Genomic DNA, 12,093 nt, shown 5'->3' with positions numbered 1-12,093 from the left:
AAGCCGTTTAAAAACAAGTCTAATTGTGACTATCTACGAGTGTTTATGTCTTTAATAAGATGATTAAATCTTTTTGAAGATCAAACAGCCGTTTGTACCACCGAAACCGAATGAGTTACATGCAGCATATTCCATGTTGCTAACTTCACGCGCAGTGTGAGGTACTAAGTCAATATCTAAGCCTTCTTCAGGATCATCTAGGTTGATTGTTGGTGGAACAATTTGGTCAACCAGAGACATAGCCGTGATGATAGCTTCAGCAGAACCTGCAGCACCTAGAAGGTGACCAGTCATTGATTTCGTAGAAGAAACCAATACTTGCTTGCTGCCTGCTTCGCCAAGAGCACGCTTAATGCCCTTAACTTCCGCTACGTCACCCGCAGGAGTCGACGTACCGTGTGCGTTAACATAACCGATTTGTTCACCAGTAATGCCAGCATCACGCATAGCCGCTTCCATCGCTAGTGCGCCACCTGAGCCATCTTCACTTGGAGATGTCATATGGTAAGCGTCACCCGACATACCGAAGCCAACTAGCTCACAGTAAATCTTAGCGCCACGAGCTTTCGCATGTTCGTACTCTTCAAGAACCATCATGCCTGCACCGTCACCAAGAACGAAACCATCACGGCCTTTGTCCCATGGACGAGAAGCTTTTTGAGGCTCATCGTTACGAGTAGACAGTGCTTTAGCCGCACCAAAACCGCCCATACCTAGTGGTGTAGATGCTTTTTCAGCACCACCCGCTAGCATTGCGTCAGCATCGCCGTATGCAATCATACGAGCTGCGTGACCAATGTTATGTAGGCCAGTCGTACATGCAGTAGAAATCGCGATGTTTGGACCGCGTAGGCCACGCATGATAGACATGTGACCAGCAATCATATTCACGATCGTCGACGGTACGAAGAACGGGCTGATCTTACGAGGGCCTTTTTCAGTTAGAGCTTGGTGACCGGCTTCGATCAAACCAAGACCACCAATACCAGAACCGATAGCAACACCCACACGTGGAGCGTTTTCTTCAGTAATAGTTAGGGCTGAATCATCTAAAGCTTGAATACCTGCTGCGACGCCGTACTGGATGAACAAGTCCATCTTACGAGCATCTTTTTTAGTCATATACTCTTCGCAGTTAAAGTCTTTAACTAGACCTGCAAAACGAGTTGAGAAATTGGTTGCATCAAAGTGCTCGATATTAACGATACCACTTTGACCAGCTAGCAGGGCTTTCCAAGAAGATTCTACAGTGTTGCCTACCGGTGACAACATACCCATGCCAGTGACAACTACACGACGCTTGGACACGATTTTACACTCCGGGGATTGAGGTGATTTAAGATGAGGATAGATGAGTTAGATAAAACACAGGCGGTCGAGGTGACCGCCTGGGAGAGATTATTACTGAGCGCTAGTTACGTAATCGATAGCTGCTTGAACAGTAGTAATTTTCTCAGCTTCTTCATCTGGGATTTCAGTGTCGAATTCTTCTTCTAGAGCCATTACTAGCTCAACTGTGTCTAGAGAATCTGCACCTAGGTCATCAACGAAAGAAGCTTCGTTTTTAACTTCAGCTTCGTCTACACCTAGCTGTTCAACAATGATTTTCTTTACGCGTTCTTCGAGGTTGCTCATTTTTTCTTTTCCTTTACAGAGTTCGCTTTATGCGATGTTTTCCGTAGTTTATTCAATCTATTGAAAGTTGCAAGGTCAACTTTTCTGGTCAAACCACAATTTTCACGATTTTAACCGAAATTACGTATGATCTTGACTTAAATCATGCACAAATGTTGCACATAATTTACACCATGTACATACCGCCATTGACGTGAAGTGTTTCACCTGTGATATAAGCTGCCGCAGGTGACGCCAAAAATACCACAGCTTCAGCGATTTCGCGAGGGTCACCTAGTCGACCTGCTGGTACATTCGCCAAAGTTGCTGCACGTTGGTCATCATTTAGCGCTTTAGTCATGTCAGTTTCGATGAAACCAGGAGCTACAGTGTTCACTGTAACGCCACGAGACGCAACTTCACGAGCCATTGATTTAGTAAAACCAATTACGCCAGCTTTTGCAGCTGCGTAGTTAGCTTGACCAGCGTTACCCATAGTACCGACTACAGAACCAACGTTTACGATACGACCTTGACGCTTCTTCATCATGCCACGCAATACAGCTTTAGACATGCGGAAGATAGGCGTTAGGTTAGTGTCGATGATGTCATTCCATTCGTCGTCTTTCATACGCATAAGTAGGTTATCACGAGTGATACCTGCGTTGTTAACTAGAATGTCAATCGCACCGAATTCATCGTTGATGGTTTTCAGTGTAGCAGCAATTGAGTCAGTATCCGTTACATTAAGAGCAAGACCTTTACCGTTCTCACCAAGGTACTCGCTGATTGCAGCAGCGCCGCCTTCAGATGTAGCAGTACCGATAACTTTAGCACCACGCTCAACTAAAAGTTCAGCGATTGCACGACCGATGCCACGGCTTGCGCCTGTAACTAGTGCAACTTTGCCTTCTAAATTCATCATAACTTCTCTATTAAGTGGTTATTACTTAGCAGCTTCTAGTGATGCAGTGTCATTAACTGCAGCAGCTGTCATAGTTTTTACGATTCGTTTTGTTAGGCCAGTAAGAACTTTACCAGGGCCTAATTCAAGTAGCTTCTCGACACCTTGTTCATTCATCGCTTGTACACCTTCAGTCCAACGAACTGGACTGTATAGCTGACGAACAAGTGCGTCTTTAATTTTTTCAGGGTTTGTTTCAGCAATAACATCAACGTTATTGATAACAGGCAGTGCTGGCGTGTTGAACTCTAGAGCTTCTAGAGCCACTGCTAGCTTGTCTGCTGCTGGCTTCATCAGTGCACAGTGAGACGGCACAGAAACAGGTAACGGAAGTGCACGCTTAGCGCCCGCTTCTTTACAAAGCGCACCAGCACGCTCTACTGCTGCTTTGTTACCCGCGATAACAACTTGGCCAGGAGAGTTAAAGTTAACTGGAGACACAACTTCGTCTTGCGCAGCTTCTTCACACGCTTTAGCAATCGCTTCATCGTCTAGACCAATGATTGCGTACATTGCACCAACACCAGCAGGAACCGCTTCTTGCATCAGTTGGCCACGTAGTTCAACCAGCTTGATCGCTTCTTTAAAGTCGATAACGCCCGCACATACGAGTGCAGAGTATTCGCCTAGGCTGTGACCTGCTAAGTTTACAGGTTGCTCTAGACCAAGCTCTTGCCATACACGCCAAATTGCAACAGACGCTGTTAATAGAGCCGGTTGAGTACGAAAAGTTTCATTTAGATTTTCTACTGGACCATCTTGAACCAATGCCCATAGATCGTAACCAAGTGCTTCTGAAGCTTCAGCAAATGTTTGTTTAACAACATCATACTGTTCGCCTAGGTCAGCAAGCATACCGATAGCTTGAGAGCCTTGGCCTGGGAATACGATAGCAAACTTGCTCATTGTAATTATCCTTTAAGCAAAGCAAAAAATTGAATAAGGCACATAAGTTATGTGCCTTGTTTGTTGATTATCGCTTGAGGTTAGAATTTAACTAACGCAGAACCCCAAGTGAAGCCGCCACCAAAGGCTTCAAGAAGAAGCGTTTGACCACGCTTAATTCGCCCGTCGCGAACAGCCTCATCAAGGGCCGTTGGTACGGTAGCTGCTGAAGTGTTGCCGTGCTTATCAAGGGTAATAACTACTTGATCAAGCGACATCGTCAGCTTTTTAGCCGTTGCCGAGATAATACGGTAGTTCGCTTGGTGTGGAACTAACCAATCAAGCTCTGACTTATCCATATTATTCGCAGCTAATGTGTCTTTAACTAGCTTAGAAAGCTGAGTTACCGCCACTTTAAATACTTCGTTGCCCGCCATGTGCAGCCATTTGTCTGCATCACCGCCGCGCTCTGGTACTTCTAGGCTTAGAAGCTCACCGTATTTACCGTCAGAGTAAATGTGAGTAGACAAAATACCTGGCTCTTCGCTTGCGCCTACAACCACCGCGCCTGCTGCATCACCAAATAGGATGATAGTAGAGCGGTCAGTCGGATCACAGGTTTTTGACAGTGCATCCGCACCAATTACCAAAACGTTCTTACACATGCCAGTCTTGATGTGTTGATCAGCAACAGACAGTGCGTAAACAAAACCAGAACACGCTGCAGCCAAATCAAACGCAGGGCAGCCTTTAATACCAAGCTTACCTTGTACCTGACATGCCGAAGACGGGAATGTGTGGCTACTGCTGGTTGTCGCAACGATGATTAAATCAATATCTTCTTTGTCGATACCTGCCATTTCAATGGCATTTTCAGCAGCGTAAAACGCCATATCAGCAACGGTTTCGTTTTCCGCTGAAATACGACGCTCTTTAATACCAGTTCTAGCAACGATCCACTCATCGCTAGTCTCTACCATTTTCTCTAAGTCTGCGTTCGTACGCACCTGAGATGGCAAGTAGCTGCCAGTACCTAAAATTTTGCTATACATGAAGACTAATAATGCCTCTCGAGTAAAACCGCTTCCAAACGATCGCTAATGCGGCTGGGGACTTGTCGTTTGACCTCGTGTACTGCTTCACCAATCGCGTTGACGACTGCAGACACATCAGCACTTCCATGACTTTTAATGACAATGCCGCGCAATCCTAACAAACTTGCGCCGTTATACTGGTCGGGGTTCAAGGTTTTTAATTCAGTAAATAGCTCAGAAAACAACATTCTGGCTATCCAACCCTTTATTGTTGAAGCCATCATGCGCGTTTTTAGCTTATCAATAAAGAGCTGAGCTGTACCTTCGCACGTTTTTAAGCAGACATTGCCCACAAAACCATCACATACGACGACATCAGCAGCATCTTGAAGTAATTGATTACCTTCAATATAGCCTATGAAGTTCACAGACTGAGTGTTCGACAACATTTCAGCGCATCGTTTTACAAGGTCATTACCTTTGATTTCTTCTGCACCTATATTCAAGATAGCGACACGTGGAGCGCGACCTAAATGTTGTTCCGCTAATGCACTGCCCATGACAGCAAACTGAAAGAGTGAATCCGCGTCACTAGAAACGTTTGCCCCTAAATCAAGCATCCATGTGCGATTCCCTGATGCTGTAGGCAAAGCTGAAACCAATGCAGGCCTATCAATACCAGGAAGGAGTTTAAGTCGGAAACGGGATAAAGCCATCAGTGCGCCAGTGTTACCACCACTCACACAAGCATCAGCCTGTGATTCGGCAACTAGATCGATAGCGGCACGCATAGAGCTACCCTGACTGTTACGTAAGGCTAGTGAAGGTTTTTCAGAATTGGAAATAACTCGATCACAATGCTGGATACTCAAACGAGAATCAGGCATTCGACCTAATGAAGATAATTGAGATGTGATCGCGTTTCGATCACCTATGAGAATGACTTTTAGCTCTGGGAAATACGACAGTGCCTGCACGGCGGCAGGCACTGTTACACGAGGACCGAAGTCCCCGCCCATTGCATCAAGCGCAACGGTTAGATTTTGCAAAGGTCAACCTTACTTGTTGATAACCTTTTTGCCGCGGTAGAAACCTTCGGCAGTCACGTTGTGACGTAGGTGAGTTTCACCTGAAGTTGCGTCTACAGAAAGTGCAGCTGTAGTTAGTGCATCGTGTGAACGACGCATGCCACGCATTGAACGTGATTTCTTGCTCTTTTGTACGGCCATTGACCCTACTCCTATGTAAATTCTTAAAGAAGCAATTACTTCTTTAAGCTTTTTAAAACATCAAATGGATTCGGCTTTTTATCTTCCTCAATTTCTTCAGGAAGTTCACCAAATACCAAATTATTTGAGTTAACGCTACAGTCCGCATCGTCGTGCATTGCTATTTGTGGCAATCCAAGGATGAACTCGTCTTCAACTAATTGAATCAGGTCTAACTCACCGTACTCGTTCAGATCTACCAAATCGTACTCTTCCGGTGCTTCCTCTTCACTTTTCTCACTGTAAACAGGAGTATAAGTAAATTGGACATCGCACTCATGTGCGAAAACCTCATTACAACGTTGACACTCTAAATCGACTTCGACGTTAGCTTTACCAGAGATAACGACTAATCGTTGTTCATCAAGCCCAAATGACATTGAGACTTGCGCGTCACGTTTTACGCCTTCAGTTGCTTCGGTTAAACGCTTTAAAAGACTGACCTGAATGATACCATTCACATCGAGTCGTTTTTGAGCCGTTCTTGCCGGATCAACTGTACGCGGTATTTTTTCCTTTTGCATAGGGCGCGAATCTTATCTTCCAAATCATGTTTAGTCAAAGGAAATGGCAAAAAAAATGTACTTTCCTGCCTTTCCTATTCAGAGCATTATGAATAGCAGGACAAGTTACGTTATCCTGAGATAAATGCTTCCTTGAATTGTAAATTAAAATGAGAAATTACCAACTAGTTTTAGCCTCTACATCACCATTTAGGCAAGAGATCCTCAAAAAACTACAGTTAAGCTTCATTACAGCCAAGCCAGACTGCGATGAAACGCCGCTTCCAGAAGAGACACCTCAACAGTTAGTGATGCGCCTTGCCGAGGCCAAAGCTAAGTCGTGCATGGTACAACAACCAAGCTTGGTCATTGGTTCTGATCAGGTTTGTGTTATTGATGGAGAGATCATAGGTAAGCCTCATACTCGAGAAAAAGCAATTGAGCAGTTATCGCGCCAAAGCGGTAAGAGCATCACTTTCTATACTGGCCTTTCTGTTTGGAACAGCGAGACCAACAAAGCTGACACGCGTCTCGACACCTTCATTGTGCATTTCCGTGATTTAACCGAACAGCAGATCATCTCTTATGTTGAGAAGGAACAACCTTATTACTGCGCGGGCAGTTTTATGTGTGAAGGATTAGGTATCGCGTTGTTTAAACAGATGGAAGGAAAAGACCCGAATACTTTGATCGGCTTACCGCTGATCGATCTGGTCGATATGTTAGAAGCGCAAGGAATGAATGTGCTGTAACGGATACGCTCTCTTTGTTAGAGATTCCCTACTCCTTCCTTCGTCAGTCTAGGGAATGACGGAACACGCAATTTTATCTAACCAGCTAATGATATAGAACTTGATTTTAAAAAGTCGTCATCCTCAAGAGCGAGGAACGAGCGACTTGGGGATCTTCAACAACAGATGAAAACAAAAAAGGTTGACGATATTCGTCAACCTTTCTCATTTATGGATACTGAAGAACAAATTTAGAGGCACTCTATGCCTTCGTATCTCGTATCTCGTATCTTCTTAAAGCTTACGTAAACCAGTTAGGGCTTTCTCTAGCCTTCTTTCCATTGGCGCCGAGATATCCATCTTCTCTTCACTACCTGGGTGCGTGAACTTAATGTTTGCTGCGTGTAGGAACAAACGATCCAGACCAACCTTACCCGTGTAAGCATCAAAACGACGATCACCGTAGCGATCATCCCAAGCAATTGGGTGGCCAGTATATTGAGTATGTACACGGATTTGGTGTGTACGCCCCGTAATTGGACTTGCTTGAACTAACGTCGCATCTTTGAATTTTTCTAAAACTCGAAAACGCGTCTCAGAGGCTTTACCGTTCGGGTTCACGCGAACAATACTGTTCACTTCATTTTTCAATAATGGAGCGTTAACAACCTTACAGCTGTTCTTCCATTCGCCCATGACTAGAGCGAAGTAATATTTTTGAACCGTTTTTTCACGGAACTGTGCTTGAAGGTGTCTTAGCGCCGAGCGCTTCTTAGCAACAAGCAGAATACCAGATGTATCTCTATCGATACGATGCACTAACTCTAGAAAACGAGCATCAGGACGAAGTGCACGCAATGCTTCGATTGCGCCAAACTTCAGCCCACTGCCACCATGAACGGCAGTACCCGAAGGTTTGTTTAGAATCAGCATGTGATCATCTTCATAAATGATGCACTGTTCTAATTCTGAGACCTTGTTGAGTTTCGTGCTTGGCACGTTCTCTTCTGTTTTCTCTTCAATAGTAACCGGAGGGATACGAACTAAATCGCCAGCTTTTAGTTTGTACTCAGCCTTGATACGTTTTTTGTTAACGCGGACTTCGCCTTTACGCACGATTCGGTAAATCATGCTTTTCGGGATGTTTTTTAATTGGTTGCGTAAGAAGTTATCAATACGCTGACCAGCCATATCTTCGTCAATGTCGACGAATTGGACTTGGGTTCTAATTTCGCTCATTGGGCTATTGTATCACTGTCACTTTTGATAATTGAGATTTTCTTAGCTCTATTCCGAACTTATTTATTCATAATCCCTGCCGATCTATCCTCAAATGCTCAATGAAGTTCTATATTTCTTTGATTCTTCGAACAAAAAAGCACCAAGATTCCTGCAAATTAAAATATCAATTGATAAATTATTTATAGACAGTGAGTTAGAGCTATCAAAACCCAAACAAAAACTGTTTTTTTTACAGCATTCCGACAAAGCAGATTGCTGTGTTTACCGACCGCTGCTATAGTTCACAGCTGCTATTAGTGGTTTGACTATTATTTAAACAGCTAACCATTCATAAGCAAGTAAATGAGTAGATAACTCAGATTAGACAGTGCTGCAATCGGCGTAAGACACGGTCAACTGAGTTCCTTATCGCTCTACTCACGTACGCTCATGTTGAGTATTCACCGCCACATCGCGGATCATAGGCTAACTCCCTATGATGACTGACGTGCCCCAGAGCATCCCTCTCCAGCCGGGAGGCTGCACCGATAAAGCCATGGGATCTGGCACCATGAGAAACGAAATAAAGCGATAAGAACAATGATGAAAATAAGAAAAGACAATGAGAATTTCTAAATGAAAAGAATGTTAATTAACGCAACTCAAAAAGAAGAGTTGCGTGTCGCTTTGGTTGATGGCCAGCGACTGTTCGATCTAGATATCGAAAGTCCAGGTCACGAGTCAAAGAAAGCGAATATCTACAAAGGACGTATTACCCGTATTGAACCAAGCCTAGAAGCGGCATTCGTTGATTACGGAGCAGAACGTCACGGTTTCCTCCCTCTTAAAGAAATTGCCCGCGAATACTTCCCTGAAGGTTATACATACCAAGGCCGTCCTAGCATTAAAGAAGTGCTAAAAGAAGGCCAAGAAGTAATCGTGCAAGTAGAGAAAGAAGAACGTGGTAGCAAAGGTGCTGCACTGACAACTTTCATCTCTTTGGCTGGTAGTTACTTAGTTCTTATGCCTAATAACCCTCGTGCTGGCGGTATTTCTCGTCGTATCGAAGGTGATGAACGCACTCAACTGAAAGCAGCATTAAGCACTCTTGAGCTTCCTCAAGGTATGGGCCTAATCGTGCGTACAGCGGGTGTTGGTAAAAGTGCAGAAGAGCTAGAGTGGGACCTGAATGTTCTATTGAATCACTGGGGCGCTATCAAGCAAGCTTCTGATTCAAATGCGGCTCCTTTCCTAATTCACCAAGAGAGTAACGTTATCGTTCGTGCGATTCGTGACTACCTACGTCGTGATATTGGCGAAATTCTAATCGACAGCAATACTATTTTTGAACGTGCACAAGCGCACATTCAATTAATACGCCCAGATTTCATGAATCGCGTTAAGAAATACGATGGTGAAGTACCACTATTCAGCCATTACCAGATTGAAAGCCAGATCGAATCTGCTTTCCAACGTGAAGTTCGCCTTCCATCTGGTGGTTCTATCGTAATCGACCCAACAGAAGCACTGACTTCTATCGATATCAACTCTGCTCGTGCAACAAAGGGCGGCGATATTGAAGAAACAGCACTTAACACTAACCTAGAAGCTGCCGATGAAATTGCACGTCAATTACGTCTACGTGACCTAGGTGGTCTTGTTGTAATCGACTTCATCGATATGACTCCGGTTCGCCACCAACGTGAAGTAGAAAGTCGTCTACGTGATGCCGTTCGTTTAGATCGCGCACGTGTTCAGATTGGTCGTATTTCTCGCTTTGGTCTTCTAGAGATGTCTCGTCAACGTTTGAGCCCATCACTAGCAGAAGCAAGCCACCACATTTGTCCTCGTTGTACAGGTACTGGTGTTGTTCGTGATAACGAATCTCTAGCACTGTCTGTTCTACGTTTGATCGAAGAAGAAGCTCTGAAAGACAACACAGCGCAAGTACTTGCAGTTGTGCCTGTGCCAATCGCTTCTTACCTTCTGAACGAAAAACGTCGCTCAGTAAACCACATCGAGAAGAACCAAGAAGTTAAGATCACTGTTGTTCCTAACTCAGACATGGAAACACCACACTTTGAGGTTATCCGTGTTCGTGAAGGCGAAGAGTTCGATCTACTGTCTTACTTGCTGCCTAACAAGCTAGAAGCTCTAAAAGAAGCAGAAAGCAAAGAACCAGCAGAACAGACTATTCGTCCTAAGAAGATCGAAGAGCCAGCTCTGAAAGGCTTCGCAGCCCCTGCTCAATCAGCACCAACTCCTGCTCCAGCACCTAAAGCTGCAGAAGAGAAGAAAGCTGAGTCAGCAGCGACTCAAGAACCAGGTCTAATTGGTCGTTTCTTCAAAGCTATCGGTAGCTTCTTATTCGGCTCTTCAACTCAAGAAGAGAAGAAAGAAGAAGAGAAGAAAGAAGAAGAAAAACCTAAGAACAATCGCAACAACGGCAACCGTCAACGCCGTGATCGTAACGATAACCGTCGTCGTAACCAACGTGGCGAACGTGGTGATAATCGTAACGAAAACCGCGACAACAAACGCCGTCGTAAGCCAGCTCGTGATGAGAAGCCTGAAGAGCAAAAAGAAACAGCTCCACAGCAAACTCGTCAGCCTCGTAAGCCAAAGCAAGACCGTCGCAACAAGCCACGTGATGAGCAGAAGCAACGCGAAGAGCAAGCTCCATCTAAATTAGCAGAAGAAGGTCTACAGCTAGCGGCAGAAGCACAAGCTGGAAAACCGGAAGCGCCTAAGGCTAAGCCTGAAGCGAAAGCAGCTAAGATTAAAGAGCGTCGTCAGCGTCGTAAACTGAACAAGCAAGTTCGCGTTAAAGACCAACAAGCTCAAGCTGAAGATAACGCTTCAAAAGAGCAAGTTGTTGCTAAAGAACTATCTGTTTCAAAAGAACAGTCAGTAGCTCAAGAGCAAAAAGTTGCGGAACAAGTAGAAGCAACTCAAGCGAATGCAGAGCAAACTGAACAGGAAGAGCCGAAACAACGTCGTAACCGTCGTTCTCCACGTCACCTACGTGCAAGTGGTCAGCGTCGTCGTCGCGGTCGTGATCGTCGCCCTAACCCATTCCGCCTACGTAAAGGTGGTGTAGCTTCTCCTGAGATGGCTATGGGTAAAGTGATGCCTCGCTTCATTCCAAAACCTCACCACAAGCAGGCAAAACCTGAAGTGACTGAAGTTCAAGTAGCAGCTGAAGCTCAAACATCTGTTCAAGATCAGAATGTTGCTCTCGAGACGGCACCACAAAGCACAGTAGTAATGGCAGGCGGTTTCGCATGTCCTGAACTTGCAATGGGTAAAGTTATCATCCGCCGTGAAGATGCTGCTGTTGAAGCTCAAGTAACTGAGACTCCTGCTGTAGTTGCAGAAGCACCAGTTGTTGAAGCACAAAAAGTTGAAGCTCCGGTTGAAACTGTGAAAGCAGAAGAAGTCGTAGTTGAAGCACCAGTTGTTGAAACTGCTGTGGTTGAACCAACAAAAGCAGTTGAAGCTCCTAAAGCTGAAAGTGCAAAAGTTGAAGAAGCACCTGTCGTAAAAGCAGAAGCTCCTAAAGCGGCACCAAAGGCAGCAGTTGCTAAGAAGCAAGCCAGTTCACCAATGACTAAAGCTCCTGGTCCTCAAGAGATCAAAGAGATTGAAGTGATTGCAGCTCCGTTCCGCACTGAACGTTTTGTATCGAAAGGTGCAGGCAGTCAGGCAGCGTCGAACAAGGCTGGCGCGGCGATGACTAAGCCAAACTACTAGTGATTACTGATAGATAATCGCAAGTAAATAGAATCAAAGGCTGCTTATTAAAGCAGCCTTTTTCATATCTACTAATCGAATAAAAATTAACAGATATATTACTCAAAGTTAGGTTCAACC

General features: G+C 44.8%; 11 protein-coding genes. 2 read left to right on the top strand and 9 right to left on the bottom strand.

The genetic code is table 11. The annotated features are described in order from the left end of the window. Positions 1–63: 63 nt before the first annotated feature. From fabF to yceD, 8 genes are all read right to left on the bottom strand, one after another. Complete coding sequence (fabF, locus tag CWO08_RS13970; protein WP_019821243.1) at positions 64–1,308, bottom strand: beta-ketoacyl-ACP synthase II; 1,245 nt, start codon at positions 1,306–1,308, stop codon at positions 64–66. Between the two features lie 93 nt (positions 1,309–1,401). Further along, positions 1,402–1,635 (bottom strand): acyl carrier protein, encoded by a 234-nt coding sequence (gene acpP, locus CWO08_RS13965; RefSeq protein WP_004737381.1) that lies wholly within the window; start codon positions 1,633–1,635, stop codon positions 1,402–1,404. Positions 1,636–1,801: 166 nt separating this feature from the next. Next, entirely contained in the window at positions 1,802–2,536 is a 735-nt protein-coding gene (fabG, locus tag CWO08_RS13960; RefSeq protein ID WP_029235138.1) for a 3-oxoacyl-ACP reductase FabG, read from the bottom strand. 24 nt (positions 2,537–2,560) lie between these two features. After that, on the bottom strand, positions 2,561–3,484 hold the full coding sequence (gene fabD / locus CWO08_RS13955) for an ACP S-malonyltransferase (protein ID WP_102478249.1): 924 nt from the start codon (positions 3,482–3,484) through the stop codon (positions 2,561–2,563). 80 nt (positions 3,485–3,564) lie between these two features. After that, positions 3,565–4,515 (bottom strand): beta-ketoacyl-ACP synthase III, encoded by a 951-nt coding sequence (locus CWO08_RS13950; protein ID WP_010437276.1) that lies wholly within the window; start codon positions 4,513–4,515, stop codon positions 3,565–3,567. Positions 4,516–4,520: 5 nt separating this feature from the next. Continuing rightward, positions 4,521–5,546, bottom strand: a complete 1,026-nt coding sequence (gene plsX / locus CWO08_RS13945) for a phosphate acyltransferase PlsX (RefSeq protein WP_017062152.1) — start codon at positions 5,544–5,546, stop codon at positions 4,521–4,523. Positions 5,547–5,555: 9 nt separating this feature from the next. After that, the gene (rpmF, locus tag CWO08_RS13940) at positions 5,556–5,726 is read right to left on the bottom strand and encodes a 50S ribosomal protein L32 (protein ID WP_004737376.1); all 171 of its coding nucleotides are present in this window, start codon (positions 5,724–5,726) and stop codon (positions 5,556–5,558) included. Positions 5,727–5,761: 35 nt separating this feature from the next. Continuing rightward, entirely contained in the window at positions 5,762–6,289 is a 528-nt protein-coding gene (gene yceD, locus CWO08_RS13935; protein ID WP_046222705.1) for a 23S rRNA accumulation protein YceD, read from the bottom strand. A gap of 149 nt (positions 6,290–6,438) precedes the next feature. Between yceD and CWO08_RS13930 the strand changes: the two genes are divergently transcribed. After that, on the top strand, positions 6,439–7,020 hold the full coding sequence (locus CWO08_RS13930) for a nucleoside triphosphate pyrophosphatase (RefSeq protein WP_102432555.1): 582 nt from the start codon (positions 6,439–6,441) through the stop codon (positions 7,018–7,020). Positions 7,021–7,293: 273 nt separating this feature from the next. Here CWO08_RS13930 and rluC read toward each other — a convergent pair whose 3' ends face one another. Then, a complete protein-coding gene (gene rluC, locus CWO08_RS13925) occupies positions 7,294–8,238 on the bottom strand; it encodes a 23S rRNA pseudouridine(955/2504/2580) synthase RluC (protein ID WP_102432556.1) in 945 nt (314 codons plus the stop codon). A 618-nt stretch (positions 8,239–8,856) separates the two neighbouring features. Between rluC and rne the strand changes: the two genes are divergently transcribed. Beyond that, positions 8,857–11,973, top strand: a complete 3,117-nt coding sequence (gene rne, locus CWO08_RS13920; protein ID WP_108020646.1) for a ribonuclease E — start codon at positions 8,857–8,859, stop codon at positions 11,971–11,973. Positions 11,974–12,093 lie beyond the last annotated feature (120 nt).

Source organism: Vibrio sp. 10N.286.48.B8 (genome assembly GCF_003050085.1).
Classification (GTDB): Bacteria; Pseudomonadota; Gammaproteobacteria; order Enterobacterales; family Vibrionaceae; genus Vibrio; species Vibrio crassostreae.
Note: the sequence above shows the minus strand (reverse complement) of the source record. Positions and strands in the feature narration are given on the sequence as shown.

Excerpts from the sequence above, each read along its gene's own strand:
- CWO08_RS13930 (WP_102432555.1), top strand. The coding sequence starts at position 6,439 with ATGAGAAATTACCAACTAGTTTTAGCCTCTACATCACCATTTAGGCAA.
- CWO08_RS13950 (WP_010437276.1), bottom strand. The coding sequence starts at position 4,515 with ATGTATAGCAAAATTTTAGGTACTGGCAGCTACTTGCCATCTCAGGTG.
- fabD (WP_102478249.1), bottom strand. The coding sequence starts at position 3,484 with ATGAGCAAGTTTGCTATCGTATTCCCAGGCCAAGGCTCTCAAGCTATC.
- fabG (WP_029235138.1), bottom strand. The coding sequence starts at position 2,536 with ATGAATTTAGAAGGCAAAGTTGCACTAGTTACAGGCGCAAGCCGTGGC.
- acpP (WP_004737381.1), bottom strand. The coding sequence starts at position 1,635 with ATGAGCAACCTCGAAGAACGCGTAAAGAAAATCATTGTTGAACAGCTA.
- rpmF (WP_004737376.1), bottom strand. The coding sequence starts at position 5,726 with ATGGCCGTACAAAAGAGCAAGAAATCACGTTCAATGCGTGGCATGCGT.
- yceD (WP_046222705.1), bottom strand. The coding sequence starts at position 6,289 with ATGCAAAAGGAAAAAATACCGCGTACAGTTGATCCGGCAAGAACGGCT.
- rne (WP_108020646.1), top strand. The coding sequence starts at position 8,857 with ATGAAAAGAATGTTAATTAACGCAACTCAAAAAGAAGAGTTGCGTGTC.
- rluC (WP_102432556.1), bottom strand. The coding sequence starts at position 8,238 with ATGAGCGAAATTAGAACCCAAGTCCAATTCGTCGACATTGACGAAGAT.